Genomic DNA, 19433 nt, shown 5'->3' with positions numbered 1-19433 from the left:
GGGGCTACATGGGTTTCAGCCAGGAGGGATCGTGGGCGTAAACGTCGGCGGCATCCTCGGCCAGCGCCAGATCGACGCCCATCTCTTCGGTCAGCCGCCAGGTCTCCACCCGGAACGGCGTACCGGCGAGCCCGAGACGCCCCAAGGACACCGCCACCGGATAGCCTGCCGCCAGCCGCAGGCCGGCCAGATTGGCGGGCCAGTCCAAGCTCTTCTGGCGGCGGTTCTGGCGCAGCGCGATGCGGGCGATGCGCTGCGCCATGGTGTGCGAGGTGGTGAAGGGCAGATCGAGGGCCAGCGCCGCCTCGCCATCATCGGCGGTGATGGAGGCGGCGTCCGCCACCGGCGGATAGTCAGTCGGCTGCCAGTTTTGCGCCGGGCTGGTGAAGGCCCCGCGCACGATATTGACCAGATCGCGCCGTGAGCGCCAGGGCCGATAGGATACCGGCGCCCGCAGCTCGTTCTCCCCCAGGATGACGGTCGGCGGCTGCCACGCCCCCACCGCCAGCCGCCACTTCCCACCGGTGAAGCTCAACCGCCCGGCACAACTGGTCAGCAGGGATTCCAGATTGTCCAGCGGTCGCCCGGCCAGATCGAGCACGCCGTTGCAGGTGTATCGTGGTTCACTGCCGGTCAGGGTGGCGACCTGTTCGTCGCAGATATTGGCCTGGGCGATCCAGCCGGTGACCTCGATCTCGTCCGGGCCGGCGGCCAGCCCCCAGGGCGCCATCAGATAATCGAGGATGCATAGCGCGGCGTTAGCCGACCAGCGAGTGGCACCGTCGCGCGGATCCCAGAGTTTCCGGCCCCGCACCAGCCGGCTGAGATTGGGAATGCCGCTGGCAAACGCCTCCTGGTCGTAACGCAGACGCAGATGGGTATAGGCACGCCCGCGCAGCCGATGGTTATGGGTCCAGCGCCCGCCCGCTTCCGCCACCAGCACCCCATCGGCCCCCTGATCCGGATGGCCAGCATGGCTCCAGACATGGACCTTGCCGGCCAAGGGAGCGGCAGTGGCCGCCCCATTACCGTCCAGTGCAATGGCGGTGTCACCGAACCAGACCGTACCCAGGTTCTCCACCTCGTGCGCCGCATGGACGACGACCAGATGCAGAATGTCGAGCTTACTGCCGCCATCAGTGCGGGTGTGGGCAAAGACCAGCGGGCCACCCGTGCGGACCTCGCCATAGACGATGCGATGGCTGGTCACCGGCTGCACCAGCATCTGGGTGCGGCCAGCAGCATCCAGCATGGTCTGGCTGGGTTTCGGGGTGCCGATGACGCGGTTGCCGAGATAGGAGACGCCAACCGTGACCGTGGCCCCGACCAGGGCCCCGATCAGCCCGCCGCCCACAGCGGCAGCCGCCGCCGAACCGGCCACCGCGGCACCGACCGCAATGATGGCCGGGGGCATCAGCCGATCCTCCACCCGGACAGCGCATGGGTGCGGTCCCGGGCGGCCAGACCGCGCTGCGCCGGCAGCACCAGGGCAGCACCCAGGCAGACGGCGAGTGCGTGGCGGTCCTCCTCCAGCCGTACCAGGGCGACGTCCCCCCTGCCGAGGAATGCCGGGGGAACTCCGGGCCAGCCGTGACGGCGGGCGATGTCGGCAGCCATTGCTTCCAGACCTCCCCTCCGCGCCAACAGGCGGGTGGCTGTTCGGGCGTCAGCGTAGGCGCCGCGCCATGATGCAGCGGGGTCGATGCCGGTGACGGCGGACACGGCATCGGCAGCGAACAGGCAGCAGTCGAACAGCCCCCAGGTGAAGGTGTTGTGCCGCGCGTCCTCCACCAGCCGGTCAAGCCGTTCCGGCCAGTCGCGCAAGCGGGTCATGTCGCGGGTGCCCCCCAGCGGATTTCCAGTTCCTGAAGCTCGGGCACGAAGTCGAAGCCCAAATCGCCTGGATAGTCTGACTGCTGGTCCTGGCTGGTGTAGCGGCGCAGCCGGGGGCGTTCCAGATCACGCAGGCGGTTTTCCGCGGCCAGGGCAATGGTGGCGATGCGGCCACCATCGGTGACCTCCACCATGTCCATCCGCCCATCGAACAACAGCACCGGTGCCTCGATGAAGCCACCCCAATCTTCCGCCATGAAAGCCAGCCACAGCCGGGCCCGGCGGCCCTGGACGCTGACGCCAACCACCTCGTTCAGCAGACCGGAGGGCACGCCGGACAGTTGGAAGCGCGCACCCGTCGCCCGCACCTCCGTGGTTTCCTCAATCGGCCCGACCGCGCCGAAGCTGCCAACACCAACCCAGCTCTGCCCCTCCCAGACCAGATCGCCCACACCTGACCAGGCGCGCACGGCACCGCCGGCAAAGTCGAACAGGGCCAGAAGCACCGGCCGGACCACCGGCTGCGCCGTCTCCGCCGCCAAGGCGGCGCTGAGGCGTTGGGTCACGCCAGATCCTCCACAAGGTTCAAATTCCAACGGGTCCGGGCCGGCGGGCGGGTGCGTCCCCGGCCCGCCTCGTCGTCCGCCAGCCGCATCTGCAAGGTCAGCCCATCGGTCGCCAGGGGCGCGCGGCCGATGGGGCTGCGCAGAGGGGGACGGATGGTGACGATCATCCGGCCGTCAATGTCGGTGCGCCCGGTCTGGACCAGCAGATGCACAGTGCCGGGTGGGACGGAGACGGCATCGCCCGGTCTCAACACCCCTTCTGTCCATGGCGCGAAACCGGCCACGGCCAGCCGTGCCGCGACGCCGCCGGTGATGTGGGGTTGGCCGGTTCCCTCGATGAAGCCGGCACCATCGTCGAAGTCGGTGCCATCACTGAAGCGGGTGATACCGATGGCGGCGGCATACTCGTCCATCGACCGCAGCGAACCGGTGGCCCCGTCATGCAGCCAGAGCGGCACACGGAACGAGGCGACGGGGCCGCGACAGGCGGCCAGCCACGCCCCGAAACGGGCGGCATCAGCGCCAAACAGATCCACCGTCACCTCCGCCACCCAGCGGGAACCTTCCCGCTCCAGAACCAGGGTCTGGCGGGTCAGTGGTGAGGCGCTCTGCACCGTCACCGGCTGGAACCAGAAGGCCACAGCAACGGGATGAATGTCGGCTGGCCAGTCCGGCATCATGCCAGCACCTCGAACAGTTCCAGCGACCATTCGCTACGCCGCGGCGGGCGGGTCGGGTTGCGCCCGGCATCGTCAGAGGACAGGCGCATCCGCACCCGGCAGGCCGTGGTGACTAGCGGACCGATCGCCACCGGTTCGCGCAGACGCGGTTCCACCGGCACCAGGGCGTTGCCATCCAGGCCAGCAGTGACGGTGCCGGTGACCAGATGGGCGCGACCGGGTGAGGTCTGGATCAGGTCGCCGGGCAGCAGCACGCCAGTTGCCCCGGGGGCAAAGCCGGTCACGGTCAGGCTGCGTCCGCTGCCGCCCGCCAATTGCGGCGTTCCTGTCAGGGTCCCACGCGCAGCCAGGGTCCGCCAGTCGGGCACCAGCACGGTGCCGGCGGGACCGCGCAGAGATGCGATCAGGGCATCGACCTGCCGAGCCACCGGATCGCCACGCTGGAAGGTCAGGCGACTGACCCAACGGGCACCATCACGCTCCAGCACCTGGTTCTGCCCGGTATAGGGGCTGGCCCAAACGGTGCTGAGCGTCTGGATGTAGAATTCCTGGCTGGCTGGCCGCAGATCCAGGGGCCAGACAAGATCGCTCACCCCAGACGCCCTCCGCGGCGGCTCCATTCATCGGCCACCTGCGACCGGGCAACGCTGGCGGCCGCCTTGACCACGCCCGGCAGGCGGACGGCCAGTGCCTGATCCAATGCCGCCTCAACCCGCGCTGTCACTGTTTCGGGATCATCGGCACCCCGGGCATCGACCTGGATCATATAGACCGGCCCGCCAGTCCCGGCTTCGCTGCGGGTGCCGCCCGCCACCATGGCGGCGGACTGCGCCCGGTTCAGCACGATTTCGCCGCGTTGCAGGATGGCGGGGATTTCGTCCGCTGCCAGCCAGGGCATGGTGCCGCTATGCAGACGTGGGGCTGCCAGGAACGCCGCCGGCGACACCACCCGCGCCGGTGCGGCACCACCCGCCATGCCGCCACCATGGAAGATCCCGGCCAGGGCGCTGGATGCCGCCTGGGCCAGAGGGGCGGTGATGGACATGCGGATCATCATCCGGGCGAAATCGGCCGCGATCGCATTCAGCAGGTCGGCAATGCTCAGCTTCTGGCGTGTGACCAGATCAACCAGGGCGTCTTCCAGCCGGCCAAAGGCGCTGCTGATCACATCTTCAACCTGGGCGGCGGCATTGCTGGCCGCATCGGCGTAGTCTTCTAGGCCCCGGATGGCACCGTCCTGCCAGCGACGGCTGGCGGCCAGCAGCCGGTCGGCAGCCTGCTCCTCGGCCAGCGCCCGTGTTTCGGAGGTGATAGCGCCGGCAGCCTGCAACTCGTTCAATTTGGCGATGGCGGCGGCATATTCCTGCGTCGGAGACAGCAGCCGTTCGGTCAGCCACGCCCCCTGTTCAAGCAGGCGGTTACGCTTCTGCGTCTCTGGATCGGCCTGTGCCGCCCGTTCCAGAGCTTTGCTGTACGTCTCCCAGGTGATGGCGCCCGCCTCCAGCAGGGCCTGGAGCCGCGCCAGTTCCGCCTGATAGCGTTCGGTCGGGTCGAGCAGGCTGTCGGTCAGCCGCGCTCCTTCCTCCATCAGCCGGTTACGCTCCGCCGTCGCGGCGGCAGCATCGTAATTGGCGCCGACTTCCGCACGGATCGCCTCCCGCTGCGCGTCGGTCAAGGCGATACCGCCGCGCCGTGCGGTTTCTTCGGCGTGCAGCAATTCGGTCTGGATGGCCCGCTCACGCGCCGACAGGGCGACCGCATCCCGTTCCCGCGCCAGGGCGGCAATCTGGCCGTCGATGGCATCCATCGCCGCCTGCCGCCGCTTGGTTTCCGCGTCCTGCTCACGGGCCGCCCGGTCGCGCTCGGGCTGTTCGATCTGGGTGATGCGCCGCCGCGCCAGTTCCTCGGCCTTGGCCAGGGCGCTGTTGACAGCATCGGCATTGCTGCCGTCGGGGCTGCGCAGGGCTTCCAGAGCCTGCCGGGTGCGGTCGAGTTCAGCATTGACGCGGGCGAGGCGCTCGGCCGGATCATTGGCCAGTTGGCCCAGCCCGTCGTCGAGCTTGCGACGCCACTCGGCAATGATCTCAGCCCGGCGTTCAGCCTCGGCGCGGGCGCGGCCTTCGTCGGCCTGTCGCTGGTCGGCATCGGCTTTGTCGGCCTGCTGGCGGGCCTCGGTGATCAGCGAGTCCAGTTCTGCTTCCAGGCGGGCGACATCGGCGCGGGCGTCGGCCAACCGGCGCTGGCCGAACCGGCCGTTGGAGGCATCGACGATAGCCTGAATCTCCGCCGCCCGATCCTGCGCTTCCACCAACTGGCGGTTCAGGGCGACGATGCGCTGGTCGATGGGCCTGCCCTGGAGGATGTTGGCCCAACCATTGGCGGCCCTGGCCAGCAGGTCCAGCACCGCCTCGGCTGGCCCGGCAACGGCTGGGGTCTTGCCGACCTCCTCCAGCATCTTGCCCCAGGCATCGGACAGGCGATTGGCGGCCCCGGTGACACCACCGGCCTCGGCCTTGGCTGCACCACCCACCTGTTGTTCCAGCGCATCCAGGATGATCCGTTGCGCACCGGCCACCTGACCGGTCTCCACAAGGCTGCGGATCACCTCCGCCTGACTGCCGGTGAAGCTGACGCCGACCCGCCGCAACGCACTCAACCCTTCCACAGGGTCTTCCAGCGCCTTGCCAAGCTGCATGGCCGCCGACGACAGGTCGCCGCCGAACACCGCCGCCATGTCGCCGGCCAGGGTCAAGGCGCGGGTGAAGCTTTCGCCGGCCACGGAACGGAAGGTGGCCAGCACGGATGCCGCATCCTGCACCGCCTCCGCGCTGGCAAGCGTGGCTTCCTCCTGCCCATCGGCAAACGCGGCGATCTGTTCGCCCGTCAGGCCGGCGGAATAGCCGGTGGCTTTCAGCACCGCCTCCAGACGGCGCAGCGACTGTTCGGCCTCGCCCGCAGCCTTCAGCCCCTCGGTGATGCCGATGGAGAGCACGCCCATGGCCGCCGCTGCCGCCAGCCCCACCGGCCCCAGGGCGGCCAGCGCCGCACCGGCCGGTCCCAGCCGCCCGGCCATGGCTTCCGCCTCACCCCGAACTTCACCGGCGGCGGCATCGACCGCCTGAAGCGCCCGCGACGCCGGCTGGGATGCCTGCTCAATACGCTGAAGGGCACGTTCGCCGGTGGTGCCAACCTCGCGCAGCTCCGCCCGCACCCGGTCGCCGCCGATGGCGGCAAGGCGCACGGCTATGGTACGGTCGGTCATGGTTGGACAGAGGCAGAATTGATCTTGTCGGGTACGGATTCATTCCGTACATATGGGGTCAGCATGGGGGGCCGCATCATGGCACGGACAATCTCTGAAACAGGGCGGATCGAGTTGCGGGTGGACCCGGCGGAAAAGGCGATGCTGGCGCGCGCCGCTGCCCTTGAGCATACCGACGTGACCGGTTTCATCCTGCGCAGCGCCCTTCCGGCCGCCCGTGAGGCGATTGACCGTGCCGAGCGGTTGCGGTTGAGCGAGCGCGACAGCCTGCGGGTTCTTGACCTGTTGGACAATCCGCCGCCGCCCAACGCCCGTCTGCTCGAGGCAGCGCGGGCACTGGCGCGCAACGACAAGTGACGGTTTTACCAATTTGGCATGAGGAGGCGATCGCCCGGCATCATGACCGGGCCGGCTTCGATTGCGGCACCCCGGTGCTGAACGACTATCTGCGCCGCTTCGCCCGCCAGAACCATGAAAGCGGCGGGGCCAAGTGCTTTGTCGCCGTCAGCGCCGATGCACCCTCCCGCATCCTTGGATTCTACACGGTGAGCCCGGCTTCGATCGAGTTCGCCCGTGTCACGGACGATGTACGCCGGGGACTTGGGCGTTATGACATCGGTGTCTTCCGCCTCGGTCGTTTGGCTGTTGACCGCGACCTCGCCGGACGTGGTCTGGGCAGACAGTTGCTGTTGGCGGCGGGCCGGCGATGCCTCGCCGTCTCCCAGCAGGTCGGCGGTGTGGCCCTGCTCATCGATGCCAAGGATGAGCGCGCCGCCGCATGGTATGAAACTTTCGGGGCGTTGCGGCTGCTCGACACACCGCTGTCCCTGGTCTTGTCGCTCGCCACCATTCAGGCCGTGTTGAAAGATCAGCTTCCGTCCTGACCCGTTTCGGGGACGGTCCTGACATGGAAGGTGCCTGGAGACGTGGGCTGGCCTTGATCGGGTGGCGATCATTGGCATATTATGCCAATAGTGTGTTCATTCCGGAGGCGGACCATGCCGACCCGCAATGTGGTTCTCACCGACCATCAGGCCGAATTGATCGAACGGCTCGTATTGTCCGGTCGCTACCAGAACGCCAGCGAAGTCCTCCGCGAGGGACTGCGGCTGGTCGAAGACCGGGAAGCGGAGGATCGCGCCCGGCTGGACGCCCTGCGTGAAGCGGCCCGCTTGGGGATTGCCGACATCGAGGAGGGCCGGTTCCGGTCCTTCACCTCGGCCGACGCCCTGGGGAGGCATCTGACCGGATTGGCCGAAAGCGTACTCGGCGATGAGGCGGGTGTTCGGGACCGGTCATGACGTCCGACAGCACGATCTGGACGGTTCGCCTGTCGGCAGCGGCAGAGCGGGATTTTCAGAAGATCCTGCGCTGGACGGCAGACAGGTTCGGCCGCCCGCAGGCGAGTACCTACGCAAGAGTCCTGAGTGCGGCTCTCGAAGCATTGGTTACGGGTCCAACGATCATCGGGGTCAGACGTCGGGATGAGATTGGGCCGGGCCTCCTGACGCTGCATGTGGCGCGGAAGGGCAACAAGGGACGGCACTTCATCCTGTTCCGCATCACGCCGAACACAGATGAACGGACCATCGACGTCCTGCGCCTGCTGCACGAATCGATGGATATCAGCCGACATCTTCCCGCGACCGAAGATCAGATGGGTGAGCCGTAACGCTTGTCAGGCGTCCTGCTTCCGTTCGGCGTTCGCCGCGTCCACCAGGGCTGCCTCCATCGCCGGCAACAGGATGGCCACGGCTGCAACTGGCATCTCGAGCGCTGTCGCGATCTCCAGCACGGCGGCATGATCGAAGCCGAGCACCACCCCGCTCGGTGCGATCCGAAGCTGCCCGGCGCAGGCCAGCGCGAGATCCCAGACCTGCCAACCCTCGACCGTCTGCGGGGCGTGCTCATCATAGGGGCAACGCTGCCCATGTGGCCCCGGCCGCCCCTCGGCACAGGGCAGGTCGGCAGCCGCACAGTTCGCGCAGTATTGTGGCCCGCCGCCGAAGTGCCACCCGGCGCGGGCCTTCAGACGTTTTTTTCCTGTTCCAGCAGCGCCACCGGCCCCAGATAGCGCAGGCTGAAGGCGTCGGCCACCGGGTGTAGGTCGAGCAGGGCGTCGATGCCGGTCGGGGTCGGCTCGACCGGGGTTCCGTCGGCATCGCCCACCCCTTCCCAGCCAAGGATGGCCAGCCGCCCCATCGCCTTCAGGAAGGTGGCGGTGCGCCTCCCCTGTACGAGGTCCGGCGGATCGTCGGTCATGTCCGCATCACGCACGGCCTGGCGGGCGGCCAGCACCAACGCCGTAGTGCAGGGACGCAGGTGCAGACGCACTCCTATCCCGAGGTCGAGCCAGAACGGCTCACGGGCCAAGTCGAGGCGGATCATGGTGGGCACTCCGGTCAGTAGCTGGCAATGTCGTTCTTCAGGGTGACGGTGACGAAAGCCCCATTGTCGGGCTTGGCAGCCTGCCAGTCGAAGCGGGCCTCGATGCCGGCGGGGCCGGAAATCGGGATGCGCGGCTTGGGCAGGTAGACCGATGGCAGGGAGATGGTCAGGGACCGGTCGGCATCGATCACCCAGGCGAACTCCAGCGCCATGGCGGTGCCGTCGGTGGCGGCGTCCAACAGCACCATGTCGGCGAAGCGCGCGGCGAGGTTGCCGGTGCAGGCGGCGACGCCCAGGTCGGCGCCTTCGATCTTGCCGTCGTCGCGGATGACGCGGACCGGGTCGAGATTGTTGGCATAGGTGAGTTCCGCGGCGGTGATGTTGCCGAGCGCCGCCCCGTCTTTGCGGATGCGCCCCTGGAACTGGTGGAACCGCTGCAAACCCTGTGTGGTGGGCGTGCCGCCGGACGAGGTGGCGGCATCCGTCTCCCCCTGTGCGATCAGGGCCAGGGTGGCATTGGCCTTGCCCGATGGCGCCCAACCCAGGTTCAGGCTGTTGACCAGACAACCAAGGTTCAGGAAATAGCGCGGTACCTGCGGGTGGCCGACTTCCAGCGCTAGGCTGGGCAGCGTATCGGCCCCGGATGTGTAGACATGGCTGTAAGGGCCGGTGCCGGTGGTGACCGGCGGCCCGAACAGCCCCTTCAACCAGAAACCGATGCTGCGCAGGTCCACCGGGACGGTGATCTGGCCCTCCGCGGTGATGACATCACGCGATGGCGGGGCCGGGTCACGCCCCAACCCCAGCACGTCGGAGGCCTCCAGCGGCTGCTGGCTGCCGATGTCGCAACTGACAAAGGGCAGCATGTGGAAATTGCCGCCGGGCGCGGTGCCATAGGCGGCTTCGAACGCACCCAGCAACTGCGCGTGGGCACCGGTGGCACGGGCCATGGTCGGGTTCTCCGGGATCAGGTCAGCGGATCGGGCGTGGTGTAGGTGAGCGTCACCGGCACGCGCGCGACCTTGATGGCGGCCCCGCCGGCAACAGCAATGTCCTCGGTTTCCGGTGCGCCCCAGGTTAGCCATTCGACCGAGCCGCCCAGCGTGCGGTCGGCCGCCAGTGACGCCGCCAGCACCCGCAACAGATCGTCCAGGGCGCGGGCCCGTCCGGGGCCGGAGCGGCCCAGCGGCGGGTCGGCAGCCTGGACCAATACCTCGATCTCGGCGGTGTGGTCATAATGGTGGAGCAGCGGTGACAGGGTTATGTCCGGCACGCCCGGCTCACCATCGCGCAGGATCAGCAGGCCGCCGGGTGGGATGCGCTCGGGCACCGCAATCTCCCGCCCCGCCACGGCGTCCGGTACGGCGACAAGCCGCGCCAGCAGGGCGGACAAGGCCGCTTCCCGGATGCTTGGCATGGGTCAGAGTTCCTTCCAATGACGCAGGATCAGACTGGGCAACCGGCCCTGCCAGGCTCGGGCAGCCCCAGCCACGTCCAGACGCTTTTTCACACGCACCTGCGGCACCAGGATGAAGACCGGCACCGTGGTGCGCCCGGCCAGCCGGGTGAAACCGGCATCACCCCGCCGCCCCCGGTTGGCTGTCGCCAGCCCGCGTTTGCTGATGCGGGCATTGTCTGCCACCAGCAAGGACGGGCCGCGGCGGCGATAGATCAGCCGCAGGATCAGGCCGGTGCGCCGTTCCCAGCCGCCCGGCGTGATCTTCTGGCCGCCATCGCCATAGCGACCGGCGGCCTGGGTTGGGATGGCCAGGAACAGGCCATGGCGGGAGCGGATCACCGCGCCCTCCTCGTAAAGCCCGACAATGTCGGGGGCTTTGCTCCAGACCAAACCGGCGGCGCGGATGCTGCGACCGCCCTTGGGATAGATTTCACTGCGCCAGGTTCTGGCCAGCCGCTGGCCGAGACCGGCCCCGGTGATCTGGCCGCGCAGTTCGGTCTTCAACCCGCCGCTGGCCTCCCGCAACCCGGCGGTGACGGCGCGCTCCGCCGCTGCGAGGTCGGCCGCCAGCATCTCAGCAAGACGGCCTTCGATCGCAGCGGCAAGGCGCATGGACGGTTACGCCAGCTTCACCGGCCGTTCCAGGCTGATTTCCAGCCGCGTCGGCGTCAGTGCCCGACCGATATAGACGACATTGCCGGTGGTGGGCGGCGTGGCGGTCAGCACGCCGGCGGTGCCGCTCAGATAATAGGTGGTGCCCGGCGTCAGGGTGGCGCTGCCGGCGGCATCGGTCCAGTCGGTCACCTCGATGACGCCATCGGTCAGCACAGTGACATAGGCGTCGAGCGCGGCGCTGGTCAGGGCCAGACCGATCACCTCGGCCTTCGTATCATCGTCGGCATCGGCCAACATGCATTGGAAGCCGGCATTGCTGTAGACGGCCATGCCGGCAGCGGTGATGGCCTCCTTGGCCTGGAGTTCGATGGCATCGACCTCCTGCACCCTGGCATCCAGCGTGCCGTTGAGCGGCAGTTGCTGGATGCGGCCATTGATCAGGACGAGCGGGCGGTAGGACGGCATGGGGCGTGATCCTCAAAGCTGGATGGGGGTGCCGGGCTGGACATGCAGCACCGTCGGCGCCACGGCAAAGCCGACGGGAACCACCCACCATCCGGGCGCGGATGGCGGCATATCGGTCAGGCCGCCCGCGATCCGGGCGGAGAGGAAATAGTCGGTGCCGGGCACCAGGGCGGGCGCCCCGCTCTCCAGCAGGGCAGACCAGTCGGCGCGCTCCACCGGCCGTTCGGTGGCCCAACGGGCAGGCTCCCCCGCTGGTGCGCCGATCAGCACCACCCCCGCAGGATCGGCGGTGGCAGCGGCATCGGCGCAGCAGGGCACCAGCCGACCGGCAGCGTTGACATGGACGATCTGCCCCACCGCCAGCGCCACCTGGGCGGCGGTCACATAGGTGCCGGTCCACACGCCGGGCGGGGCGTTGGGGCCGAGCACCGTTTCCACCGCCCCGCCGGATATTGTCGGCGGATCGAATTGCGGGTAGCTGGTCGGTGCCGGGATCTGCACCGTCTCCAGGGTCCAGACCATCCGCGCGGGGTCGCGGCGCACCGGGGCGCCCTGGACTTCGAACAGGTCGTCCCCGACCAGCAGCCGGTCGCCAGCCCAGGGGCGGATACCGGCGGCGGTCAGGTCCGCGGCGCGCAGCTCGAACACGGCCCCATCGGAGACCAGATCGCCACCACCAAAGCCGGTGACAAGATCATTGCGGCGGGCAATGACGCGCAGCAGAACCGTGGAACCGCCGATCCCGATATAGGTGGCCGGCGTGCCCAGGATGGCAAAGACCGGAGCAAGTGCGGCCTGGAACGGATCAGCCATGACCGGCTGATATCAAACGGCAGTGCCATTCAGCCGGACCCGGCCAACGGTCTCACCGGCCCCGTTGCCGACGGTGGCGATGGCGGCGCCGATCAGGCTGTTGCCGGTGGCGGTCTCGGTGACCTCCCGTGCTGCATTGTCCCAATAAAGCTTGTCACCGACGCTCCAGGCCTGCGACGGCGTCTTTTTCAGGTCGAAGATTCCGACAAGCACCGCTTCGACCGGTTCGCCCATGGCCGCACTGGTGATGGCAATGCCGAACAAGCTGCCAACCAGCATCCCCTCTCCCGAGATCACGGCATAGGGGGCGGTCAGGGTGATTGTGTTGCCGGGTTGAACGTAGTTCTTCATGGATGATCTTCCTTGCGGATGCGCGATCAGCGGCGGGGCCGGTCCGGCATGAGGGCGAGGATCAGGCCGGCGGCAGCGGCACCGGCGGTGGCGATGTGATCCAGACAGCCTGGATCGATGCTGGCCCCCAGCGCCGTCAGCAGCGTGGTGAGACCAAGCCAGGTGCTGCGCTCACGCAGGCGTTCGATCAGATAGCGCATGGGATGTTCCTTCAGGTCGACGGGCAAGCGGACCGGAAGCCGCCCTCATCCAGGCCAAGGACGGCGCGATAGTCGAAATTGGGGCAGAGCTTGGCGGCAACCTCGCGGTGCCCACGCCAGCGCAGGCGTTTTCCCTGGCTGGCATAGGCTGTGTCCATCGCGTCGGCCAGCCGCCGCAGGGCATCGAACTGCGCCGGTGCAAAGGTCTTGAAGCCGTGCAGGCAGATGGCGATGGAGCCGCTATTATGGCCTTCCTGGGCAGCCGGGATTTGCTCCAGCGGGCGGCCGCGCTGGATCGTGCCATCGCCGCGGATGAAGAAGTGATAGCCGATGCCGCGCCAGCCACGCTGGCGGTGCCATTGGTCGATCACCGCCGCATCATCATGAACAGCATGGTCGCTGGCACTGCAATGGATGAAGACCACATGCACCGGCCGCTTTGGCGCGGTGAAGGGCACCGCTGCGCCAGGACGGCTGAGGATGGGAAAAGGGTCCGTCATGGCTCAGGCCCCGGCATTCTTGTAGAGGCCGCGCCAGTCGATGGCCTTGGCCCCGAAATCCAGCCGGCACTTGATCTCCACCCCGTCCACATCGAAGCCGTTGCGGGTTTCGATATAGGCGCCCTGCTGCCCCTCCAGATAGGCGTATTCCAGCGTGTCGATCTGGGCCGGGTTGGCCGCCAGATACCAGGCGGTGGCGCTGGCGGCATCCAGCCGGGGCTCGGCGATGGGCGTCAGGGTGCGGATGGAGGCGGGAACGATGTCGCTGGTCTTGGCCGGCGTCAGGTTCTGCGCCACCAGTTGCTCGGCGGTCAGTTCCAGCGCCGCCGGCACGATCAGGAAGGATGGCCGGATGTTCAGCACGGTCTTCTTGTCCAGCCCGGTCTGCTTGGCCATCGCCGCGCGGGCGTCGCCGATGGCGGTGACAGTCGGGGATGCCGCCGTGCCGGCAAGGTTCTTGTGGTCGGCATGGAACAGCGCCTTGCCATCGGCCATGGCGGCGTTGGCGGTCAGGATGCCCCAGACCACGTCGCTTTCCAGGGTGGCGATGGCGGTGCCGTACATGGCCGGAATACGGGTGAAGGCGTCGAGATCGTCATTGATCAGCACCTGCCGGGTGATCGCCACCACGCGGCCATAGGTCTCGATGCGGTAGCTTTCCTTGCTCTCACCAATGGTGCCGCGCTGGAACTCGCCACCCTCATTGACCTTCAGCAATTGCGGCGCCTCACCGATCTGGACCCGGTGCATGGCCTTGAAATCGGTGGCCAGCACCTGCCGGCAGAAGGGCGTGAAGGTGCGTGGATAGACCTCGTAGGCTTGGCGCAGGGTCTTGGCGGTGACGGCGGACAGCACCTCGGGGAAGTCGGAGGTGGAATGCAGGGCGCGGGTGGCGATCTCGTCGCGCGACAGGCCGCGCACGGCCACCCCGGCCTGGGTCAGGAACTCGCGGGCCAGTTCCAGCAGGCTAAGGCCGCGATACTCGCGGGCATGGTCGGTCAGCGGGAACAGGGTCGGGCTGTAGCGATGCAGCAGGGCCGCACTTACCGCCTCGCGCCGCAACAGCCGTTCGTCCTTGCCACCCAGCGGGACGGTCACCTGCGGGAAAATGCGGGTGCGGTCCGACGCCTCCGCCACCTTGTCCAGGATCAGCCGGCGCGCCTCGTCCAGGCCGGTGCCGCGCTGGACCAGATCGTCAGCAAAGCCGCATTCCAGCCCCAACCGCCCGGCAAGCGCGTGGATGGTGCCCACCCGCTCGCGTTCTGCTGCCTGCGCACGGGCCACCAAGGCATCGGTATCGGGGGCCGGCGGTGGCGTGGCATCCGTCCCCGCCGGCGGGGTCTGCGTTTCATCCATGGCAATCCTCGTTGGAGAAGAAGCGGCGTCGCGGCGAACCAGGACGCAGGGCGACAGGGGTTCGGCGCTGCGAAAGCCGGCAGCGGGGTCGGCCCCCACCGGCACGGCGGAAATCTCGAACGGCGTCCAGTCCACCGCCCGCCACAGTTCAGGTCCTGCTGCCGGGCGCGAGACCTCGAAACGGTGGACCTGATAGCCGATGGAGACGGCACGCAGATGGCCGGCGCGGATATCGGCCAGGATCGGCTCCACCTCCGCCCGGTCGCTGAAGCGCACGCGGGCGACGCCGCGGCCGTTCTCGATGCGGGCGCTACCCGGCACCACTGAGCCGATCACCGCATCAAGCGTGCCCATGTCATGGACCTTCAGCAGCGGTGCCCCGCCATTCAGCCGTTCCAGCCGGACATGGGCGGGGTCGAGGCTCAGTTCCTCGTCGAAGGGCTCCCCGAACAGCGGCTGGCGGCGCACCCGCGCGCCGGTGGACCAGACCAGTTCCACCGAACGGTCGGCCTCGTCGAAGCTGGCCAGCACAAGGTCAGCCGCGCGGCGCAGGGCCGGCAGGTCAAGGGTGCCGTGCATGATGGGTCAGTCCTGGTTGGAAACAGTCTCACCGGCCTGGATGGTGCCGGTCTTGGTCACCCGTCGCGGGTCGCTGTCCAGCACAAGGCCGAGCGCGTCCAGGCGGGCGTTCATGGCGGCAATCTCGGTCAGCACCGCTTCGGGATTATGGCCCTGGCGGGAGATTGCCTGGGCCAGCGTCATGGTGCCGGAGCGCATGGCCAGCAGGTCGGCCATGGCGTCCTTCAACGGGTCCACCGCCTCAAAGCGCGGCGGCGACCATTCAACCGGAATGTCCGGGCGCGGCAGCCGGCCTGCCGCCCAGGCCTGGGTGGTGAACCAGTCCCAGACCGGCTGGCACAGCATGGGGATCACCAGTTGCCATTGCGCCGCCTCGATCAGGCGGCGGAATTCCACCAGCCCGGCGCGGATGCTGGAATAGTTCACCTGGGACAGGTCGCCGGTCAGCAGCTCGTAGGGCATGCGGAAGCCGGCGGCGACGATGTGCAACTGCGCCCGCAGCCATTCCGCCACGCCCGCCGTGGTGGCGGGCTGGTTGAAGCGGATATCCTTGCCGCCGCGGGCATAGGCGATCAGGCCGGGCTCGAACTGCTCCACCCGGTGTCCGTCGGCGTCGACCACCGAGGGGGCGATGCCCTGTTCGGCCTCGTCGGCCCCCAGCACGATGCCAACCACGCAGGCCTCGGTCTTCTTGCGCACCAGTTCGGCCTGGGTCCAGTCGTCCAGATCGCGCAGCGCCCGCATCACCGGGGTGCCCCAGGGCACGCCGCGTACCTGGGCGCGCTGCTTCTCGTAGATATGCGCCACCTCGGCGGCGGGCACGGCGGCGCTGTCCAGCCGGCGGCGCAGGCTGACCATGGCGTCGCCCGGATGCAGGGCGTAGAGCCAATAGGCCCGCCGCCTTCCCAGCGGGTCGAACTCAATGCCCTGAACGATCCGGCCGCCATCGGCAAGGTCACCATTGCGCCCGGCATCCAGCAGGTCGGCCTCGACCAGTTGGATCTGGAGCGGTACCGGCAACCCGTCAGCCGCGCGTCGGGGCCGGCGGCGCAGCAGCACCTCACCCGCCTCCACCATCTGGCGGCAGGCCAGGGTTTGCAGCCCATAGAAATCCAACTGCCCGTCGGCATCGCACCGTTCTGACCACTCCTGCCACAGGGCGTCGGTCGCCTTATCCAACCTGTCGTCGCCCGAGGCGGCGCGCGGCATGATGCCGGACCCGACGATGTTGTTGACCAGCACCGACACCGCCTTGGCGGCGTGCGGGTTGTTGCGCACCAGATCGCGCATCCGGTCGCGCAGCAGCGCCCCGGCCACCGCGATCTCGGCATCGGCCGAACTGCCCGGGGCGCGCCAGCCATCGGTGCGGCGGCCCTTGGCGGCGCCGTCATAGCCGCGGGTCAGCCGGTCGAGGCTCTGCCGGGCCAGCACCCGGCGCAGGGCCGCCTGCGGCGCCACCAGCCCCAGGGCGCGGTCGAGCCAGAGCCCGGCCATCAGCGGTCCCCACGGCGGAAGCCGGCAAGGCCCGCCACCGGCGGCTGGGCCGGCGTGGCGGCCGCCATCTCCCGTTCGATGGTGCGGATGCGCGAAAGCAGGTCGGCGGCGGAGCCGTAATCGACGCTGCGGCCGTCATAGCTGACGCGCAGCGTGCCGGCGGCGTAGGCGCGGCGCAGCGCGTCCAGTTCCCCCTGGGTCCAGTTCATCCCAACCATCCCTGATTGCGTCCACCCAACCAGCCGCCCCGGCGTTTCTCCCCCGGTGTGGTGGGGCGTTGAAGGTGACCGGCGGTCGGCCAACCGGCGTCCGGCATGATCGGGGTCGCGGTTGCACTGGCGTCGGGTGCCGGACCGACCTGATCCTCCAGATCCCGCCACTTCGTCTCGGCCCAGCGGTCGATGCCGGCGATCCAGGCGGCGGCGCGGGCATAGACCCGGCAGTCCAGCGCCTCATTGCGTTCGCGCAGCTTCTGCCAGTCCAGCTTGGTGAATCCGCGCTTGGTCTTCACCGTGACCAGCTGCTCGGCCACCAGCTGCTTGACCCATTCGGCCTCCACCCCCTGCGGCAGGTGGAGGCTGCCGGCGGGCACGGTGATGCCGGCGGCGAAATCCTCGTCCGTCGGCCGGGCCAGCCGCAGGAAACGGTAGGTCTCGCTCTTGAAGGTGGCCACCGCCACCGTCCACAGCCGCGCCCCGCGCCGCACCTTGCGGCCATTCTCTGTGGCGTCGACATAGGACGGGCCGACCACCGGTGCCGCGCGGTTGAAGCCCTCCACGCCCTTGACCGGCGCCACCTGCGCGAAGCCGACCGAGCGTGCCCAGGCATAGACCGCCGGGGCCTCATAGCCGGTGTCGATGGCCAGCCGCGCCAGCCCCAGCCGGCTGCCATGGGCGTGCTGCCATGTCCGGCCCAGCAGCAGCGTCAACGCCGCCCAGGCTTCCGCCCGCTCGGGCCCACCTTCAATGACGATGTGGTCCACCAGCCAGCTGGTCAGTCCGCGGCCCCAGGCCCAGACCGACACCTCAATGCGGTCCTTCTGCACATCGGCCCCGGCGGTCAGGAACAGGCCACCGGTGGGCACAGTGCCGAAGCGGTAGCCGCCGCGCCGTTCATAGAGAAGCTGCCAGTCCGGGGCTTCACCGCTTTCCTGCCAGGTCTCCCCCAGCGAGGTGTTGACGAAGGTCTTCATCGCCTCATCGCCGGCGGCCTTGGCCGACAGGAAAGTCCGCACCATGTCGGCCAGCCGAACCCAGGTGGAATAGATCTCATTCAGGTGAAAGCCGGCAATGCCGGCGAACGGCGTCTCTGCCCGCCACTCGCCTTTCGCAATCGCCTGCCAGCGCCGGGCATCGCCCCAGACGGAAGCGCAGTGGATGCAGACATAGCGGGCGCTATCCGGCCGGGGTTCCGGGTCGCTGTCCCAGCGCACTTGCCCCCAGGTCAGCACCTGATGCTGGCCGCAATCCGGGCACGGCACCCAGAAGCGGCGACGGTCGCTTTCCTCGAACGCCGTTTCGATCCGGCTCGCCCCCTTCAGGGTCGGGGTGGAGACCAGCACGATCTTGCGGTTCCAGAACGTCACCGTGCGTTTGCGCGCCAGCTTGACCGGATCGCCTTCCGCCCCGGCGCTGACCGGATAGCGGTCGACCTCGTCGCAGAGCAGGATGCGGATCGGCCGGCTGGCCAGCCCGGAGGGCGCGTTGGCGCCGACGATGGTCAGGTGGCCGCCGGCGAAGCGCTTGTGCAGGATCTTGTTGGAGCCGTCGCGCGACTTGGGATCGGCGATCCGTCCGGCGAGGCACGGCGTGTCGCGGGCCATCGGCGCGAAGCGGTCCTTCGACCAGGTCTCGGCATCGCGCTCGGTGGGCATCACCACCATGATCGGCGCCGGGTCCTGGTCGATGTGGTAGCCGACCGTGTTGTTCAGCACCTCCGTCTTGCCGACCTGGGCCGAGGACATCACCACCACGGTTTCGATATCCGGGTCGGAGACGGCATCCATGATGCCGCGCTGGTATTCGGCCCGCGCGGTGGACCAGCGGCCCGGTTCGGCGCTGGCCTCAGAACTCAGCCGGCGGTTGGCGTCCGCCCATTGGCTCACCGTCAGGTCCGGCGGCGGCGTCAGCATCTGCAACGCCGTAGTCACCAGCTTCGCCAGCCCCGGATGCCCGGTCAGGCGCAGCGGCGACGGCGACCGGCGTCGCCGCGAGTTCGGCGAGCGCGTCGACGATCGCCGACCGGAGAAGGACGCGGACGGCGGCGGGGTTTGCGGCATCATGGACCAGGGGGGCCAGCTTGTCCGGCAGGGTGATCAGGCGGGCGCGCAACCGGGCCGTCACCGCCGCCCAGGCCAGTGCCGTCTCTGCCACTGGCACCAGATCGCCGCGCCGTTGCTGCGCGTCCAGTTCGGCAAGGTCGGCCTTGGCCTTGACCAGTCGGGTACGTTCGGTGGGCAGGTCGGCGACGCCGCCCTGTGCCTTCTGCGCCAGATCACGCAGGTAGCGGACATAGCCGCGCACGGCACCCACGAGATCATAGGCACCCCGCTCGGCCTTGGGGATCACGCCTTCGCGGCTGAGCTGCTGGACCCGGCGTTCCGACAGATCGAGCAGCTTGGCGATCACCGCCAGCGGCTGCCCGTTGCCGGCCATGGGCATCGTCCTTCGTTGGCTGAAACAGCAATCAAATCAGAGCGGTAATCGCTTGGCTCGGGTGCCGGACAGCGCGATGACTGGTGTCACCACGATGGAGGACGCGATGCCCAAGCCCCGCGACTGAAGGCAAGCCCGCCCCCCCAGCCCCGACCGGGTTCGCCCGGCGGGGCTCCGGCTGGTGGAAGCGCCCGGATCGGCCGGGCGAGCCCGCCACC

Annotated in this window: 25 protein-coding genes; 4 read left to right on the top strand and 21 right to left on the bottom strand. The window is 68.7% G+C overall.

Going from position 1 to position 19433, the window contains the following annotated elements; translation table 11 throughout:
* Positions 1 to 4 precede the first annotated feature (4 nt).
* The 6 genes from ACFQPS_RS07975 to ACFQPS_RS07950 are packed head-to-tail and all read right to left on the bottom strand — an operon-like array spanning position 5 to position 6341.
* Complete coding sequence (locus ACFQPS_RS07975) at positions 5 to 1414, bottom strand: phage tail protein (protein WP_377357955.1); 1410 nt, start codon at positions 1412 to 1414, stop codon at positions 5 to 7.
* On the bottom strand, positions 1414 to 1833 hold the full coding sequence (locus ACFQPS_RS07970; RefSeq protein ID WP_377357953.1) for a DUF6950 family protein: 420 nt from the start codon (positions 1831 to 1833) through the stop codon (positions 1414 to 1416). Before ACFQPS_RS07970 ends, ACFQPS_RS07975 begins: the two co-directional genes overlap by 1 nt.
* Positions 1830 to 2399 (bottom strand): hypothetical protein, encoded by a 570-nt coding sequence (locus tag ACFQPS_RS07965; RefSeq protein ID WP_377357952.1) that lies wholly within the window; start codon positions 2397 to 2399, stop codon positions 1830 to 1832. Before ACFQPS_RS07965 ends, ACFQPS_RS07970 begins: the two co-directional genes overlap by 4 nt.
* On the bottom strand, positions 2396 to 3076 hold the full coding sequence (locus ACFQPS_RS07960) for a cupin domain-containing protein (protein ID WP_377357951.1): 681 nt from the start codon (positions 3074 to 3076) through the stop codon (positions 2396 to 2398). Before ACFQPS_RS07960 ends, ACFQPS_RS07965 begins: the two co-directional genes overlap by 4 nt.
* Positions 3076 to 3672, bottom strand: coding sequence for a hypothetical protein (locus ACFQPS_RS07955; RefSeq protein WP_377357949.1), 597 nt, complete (start codon positions 3670 to 3672; stop codon positions 3076 to 3078). The genes ACFQPS_RS07960 and ACFQPS_RS07955 overlap by 1 nt, the downstream gene beginning before the upstream one ends.
* On the bottom strand, positions 3669 to 6341 hold the full coding sequence (locus ACFQPS_RS07950) for a phage tail tape measure C-terminal domain-containing protein (protein ID WP_377357947.1): 2673 nt from the start codon (positions 6339 to 6341) through the stop codon (positions 3669 to 3671). The genes ACFQPS_RS07955 and ACFQPS_RS07950 overlap by 4 nt, the downstream gene beginning before the upstream one ends.
* A 78-nt stretch (positions 6342 to 6419) precedes the next feature.
* Between ACFQPS_RS07950 and ACFQPS_RS07945 the strand changes: the two genes are divergently transcribed.
* From ACFQPS_RS07945 to ACFQPS_RS07930, 4 genes are all read left to right on the top strand, one after another.
* Positions 6420 to 6698 (top strand): type II toxin-antitoxin system TacA family antitoxin, encoded by a 279-nt coding sequence (locus ACFQPS_RS07945; RefSeq protein WP_153206696.1) that lies wholly within the window; start codon positions 6420 to 6422, stop codon positions 6696 to 6698.
* A complete protein-coding gene (locus ACFQPS_RS07940) occupies positions 6695 to 7225 on the top strand; it encodes a GNAT family N-acetyltransferase (protein ID WP_377357945.1) in 531 nt (176 codons plus the stop codon). The genes ACFQPS_RS07945 and ACFQPS_RS07940 overlap by 4 nt, the downstream gene beginning before the upstream one ends.
* A 114-nt stretch (positions 7226 to 7339) precedes the next feature.
* Positions 7340 to 7642, top strand: coding sequence for a type II toxin-antitoxin system ParD family antitoxin (locus ACFQPS_RS07935; RefSeq protein WP_153206695.1), 303 nt, complete (start codon positions 7340 to 7342; stop codon positions 7640 to 7642).
* A complete protein-coding gene (locus ACFQPS_RS07930) occupies positions 7639 to 8013 on the top strand; it encodes a type II toxin-antitoxin system RelE/ParE family toxin (RefSeq protein WP_377357942.1) in 375 nt (124 codons plus the stop codon). The genes ACFQPS_RS07935 and ACFQPS_RS07930 overlap by 4 nt, the downstream gene beginning before the upstream one ends.
* Before the next feature lie 6 nt (positions 8014 to 8019).
* Here ACFQPS_RS07930 and ACFQPS_RS07925 read toward each other — a convergent pair whose 3' ends face one another.
* The 15 genes from ACFQPS_RS07925 to ACFQPS_RS07855 form a co-directional block, all read right to left on the bottom strand.
* Entirely contained in the window at positions 8020 to 8163 is a 144-nt protein-coding gene (locus ACFQPS_RS07925; RefSeq protein ID WP_465269615.1) for a DUF7697 family protein, read from the bottom strand.
* A gap of 206 nt (positions 8164 to 8369) precedes the next feature.
* Complete coding sequence (locus tag ACFQPS_RS07920) at positions 8370 to 8729, bottom strand: hypothetical protein (RefSeq protein ID WP_377357939.1); 360 nt, start codon at positions 8727 to 8729, stop codon at positions 8370 to 8372.
* A 14-nt stretch (positions 8730 to 8743) separates the two neighbouring features.
* Positions 8744 to 9679 carry a phage tail tube protein gene (locus ACFQPS_RS07915; RefSeq protein WP_377357937.1) on the bottom strand — a complete coding sequence of 312 codons (936 nt, stop codon included), beginning with the start codon at positions 9677 to 9679 and terminating at the stop codon, positions 8744 to 8746.
* Between the two features lie 17 nt (positions 9680 to 9696).
* Positions 9697 to 10146 (bottom strand): acyl-CoA transferase, encoded by a 450-nt coding sequence (locus tag ACFQPS_RS07910; protein WP_377357935.1) that lies wholly within the window; start codon positions 10144 to 10146, stop codon positions 9697 to 9699.
* Between the two features lie 3 nt (positions 10147 to 10149).
* Complete coding sequence (locus tag ACFQPS_RS07905; protein WP_377357933.1) at positions 10150 to 10800, bottom strand: DUF6441 family protein; 651 nt, start codon at positions 10798 to 10800, stop codon at positions 10150 to 10152.
* Positions 10801 to 10806: 6 nt separating this feature from the next.
* The gene (locus ACFQPS_RS07900; RefSeq protein ID WP_377357931.1) at positions 10807 to 11268 is read right to left on the bottom strand and encodes a capsid cement protein; all 462 of its coding nucleotides are present in this window, start codon (positions 11266 to 11268) and stop codon (positions 10807 to 10809) included.
* A gap of 12 nt (positions 11269 to 11280) precedes the next feature.
* Positions 11281 to 12081, bottom strand: a complete 801-nt coding sequence (locus tag ACFQPS_RS07895) for a head-tail joining protein (protein ID WP_377357930.1) — start codon at positions 12079 to 12081, stop codon at positions 11281 to 11283.
* A gap of 12 nt (positions 12082 to 12093) precedes the next feature.
* Positions 12094 to 12432, bottom strand: a complete 339-nt coding sequence (locus ACFQPS_RS07890) for a DUF2190 family protein (RefSeq protein ID WP_377357928.1) — start codon at positions 12430 to 12432, stop codon at positions 12094 to 12096.
* A gap of 26 nt (positions 12433 to 12458) precedes the next feature.
* Positions 12459 to 12632: a hypothetical protein gene (locus ACFQPS_RS07885; RefSeq protein ID WP_173012807.1), complete on the bottom strand. Its 174-nt coding sequence runs from the start codon at positions 12630 to 12632 to the stop codon at positions 12459 to 12461.
* An 11-nt stretch (positions 12633 to 12643) separates the two neighbouring features.
* A complete protein-coding gene (locus tag ACFQPS_RS07880) occupies positions 12644 to 13132 on the bottom strand; it encodes an N-acetylmuramoyl-L-alanine amidase (protein WP_377357927.1) in 489 nt (162 codons plus the stop codon).
* Between the two features lie 3 nt (positions 13133 to 13135).
* A complete protein-coding gene (locus ACFQPS_RS07875; protein WP_377357925.1) occupies positions 13136 to 15067 on the bottom strand; it encodes a prohead protease/major capsid protein fusion protein in 1932 nt (643 codons plus the stop codon).
* A 6-nt stretch (positions 15068 to 15073) separates the two neighbouring features.
* The gene (locus ACFQPS_RS07870) at positions 15074 to 16561 is read right to left on the bottom strand and encodes a phage portal protein (RefSeq protein WP_377357923.1); all 1488 of its coding nucleotides are present in this window, start codon (positions 16559 to 16561) and stop codon (positions 15074 to 15076) included.
* Positions 16561 to 16770, bottom strand: coding sequence for a phage head-tail joining protein (locus ACFQPS_RS07865; RefSeq protein ID WP_377357922.1), 210 nt, complete (start codon positions 16768 to 16770; stop codon positions 16561 to 16563). Before ACFQPS_RS07865 ends, ACFQPS_RS07870 begins: the two co-directional genes overlap by 1 nt.
* Positions 16767 to 18710, bottom strand: coding sequence for a phage terminase large subunit family protein (locus ACFQPS_RS07860; RefSeq protein WP_377357920.1), 1944 nt, complete (start codon positions 18708 to 18710; stop codon positions 16767 to 16769). Before ACFQPS_RS07860 ends, ACFQPS_RS07865 begins: the two co-directional genes overlap by 4 nt.
* Positions 18625 to 19215, bottom strand: coding sequence for a terminase small subunit, Nu1 (locus ACFQPS_RS07855; protein WP_377357919.1), 591 nt, complete (start codon positions 19213 to 19215; stop codon positions 18625 to 18627). Before ACFQPS_RS07855 ends, ACFQPS_RS07860 begins: the two co-directional genes overlap by 86 nt.
* Between the last annotated feature and the right edge of the window lie 218 nt (positions 19216 to 19433).

The sequence above is a fragment of the Rhodocista pekingensis genome, from assembly GCF_042665545.1.
Taxonomy (GTDB): Bacteria; Pseudomonadota; Alphaproteobacteria; order Azospirillales; family Azospirillaceae; genus Rhodocista; species Rhodocista pekingensis.
This window is presented reverse-complemented; position numbering and strand designations above follow the sequence as displayed.

Excerpts from the sequence above, each read along its gene's own strand:
- ACFQPS_RS07975 (WP_377357955.1), bottom strand. The coding sequence starts at position 1,414 with ATGCCCCCGGCCATCATTGCGGTCGGTGCCGCGGTGGCCGGTTCGGCG.
- ACFQPS_RS07970 (WP_377357953.1), bottom strand. The coding sequence starts at position 1,833 with ATGACCCGCTTGCGCGACTGGCCGGAACGGCTTGACCGGCTGGTGGAG.
- ACFQPS_RS07960 (WP_377357951.1), bottom strand. The coding sequence starts at position 3,076 with ATGCCGGACTGGCCAGCCGACATTCATCCCGTTGCTGTGGCCTTCTGG.
- ACFQPS_RS07950 (WP_377357947.1), bottom strand. The coding sequence starts at position 6,341 with ATGACCGACCGTACCATAGCCGTGCGCCTTGCCGCCATCGGCGGCGAC.
- ACFQPS_RS07945 (WP_153206696.1), top strand. The coding sequence starts at position 6,420 with ATGGCACGGACAATCTCTGAAACAGGGCGGATCGAGTTGCGGGTGGAC.
- ACFQPS_RS07935 (WP_153206695.1), top strand. The coding sequence starts at position 7,340 with ATGCCGACCCGCAATGTGGTTCTCACCGACCATCAGGCCGAATTGATC.
- ACFQPS_RS07930 (WP_377357942.1), top strand. The coding sequence starts at position 7,639 with ATGACGTCCGACAGCACGATCTGGACGGTTCGCCTGTCGGCAGCGGCA.
- ACFQPS_RS07920 (WP_377357939.1), bottom strand. The coding sequence starts at position 8,729 with ATGATCCGCCTCGACTTGGCCCGTGAGCCGTTCTGGCTCGACCTCGGG.
- ACFQPS_RS07915 (WP_377357937.1), bottom strand. The coding sequence starts at position 9,679 with ATGGCCCGTGCCACCGGTGCCCACGCGCAGTTGCTGGGTGCGTTCGAA.
- ACFQPS_RS07910 (WP_377357935.1), bottom strand. The coding sequence starts at position 10,146 with ATGCCAAGCATCCGGGAAGCGGCCTTGTCCGCCCTGCTGGCGCGGCTT.
- ACFQPS_RS07905 (WP_377357933.1), bottom strand. The coding sequence starts at position 10,800 with ATGCGCCTTGCCGCTGCGATCGAAGGCCGTCTTGCTGAGATGCTGGCG.
- ACFQPS_RS07900 (WP_377357931.1), bottom strand. The coding sequence starts at position 11,268 with ATGCCGTCCTACCGCCCGCTCGTCCTGATCAATGGCCGCATCCAGCAA.
- ACFQPS_RS07895 (WP_377357930.1), bottom strand. The coding sequence starts at position 12,081 with ATGGCTGATCCGTTCCAGGCCGCACTTGCTCCGGTCTTTGCCATCCTG.
- ACFQPS_RS07890 (WP_377357928.1), bottom strand. The coding sequence starts at position 12,432 with ATGAAGAACTACGTTCAACCCGGCAACACAATCACCCTGACCGCCCCC.
- ACFQPS_RS07885 (WP_173012807.1), bottom strand. The coding sequence starts at position 12,632 with ATGCGCTATCTGATCGAACGCCTGCGTGAGCGCAGCACCTGGCTTGGT.
- ACFQPS_RS07880 (WP_377357927.1), bottom strand. The coding sequence starts at position 13,132 with ATGACGGACCCTTTTCCCATCCTCAGCCGTCCTGGCGCAGCGGTGCCC.
- ACFQPS_RS07875 (WP_377357925.1), bottom strand. The coding sequence starts at position 15,067 with ATGCACGGCACCCTTGACCTGCCGGCCCTGCGCCGCGCGGCTGACCTT.
- ACFQPS_RS07870 (WP_377357923.1), bottom strand. The coding sequence starts at position 16,561 with ATGGCCGGGCTCTGGCTCGACCGCGCCCTGGGGCTGGTGGCGCCGCAG.
- ACFQPS_RS07865 (WP_377357922.1), bottom strand. The coding sequence starts at position 16,770 with ATGAACTGGACCCAGGGGGAACTGGACGCGCTGCGCCGCGCCTACGCC.
- ACFQPS_RS07855 (WP_377357919.1), bottom strand. The coding sequence starts at position 19,215 with ATGGCCGGCAACGGGCAGCCGCTGGCGGTGATCGCCAAGCTGCTCGAT.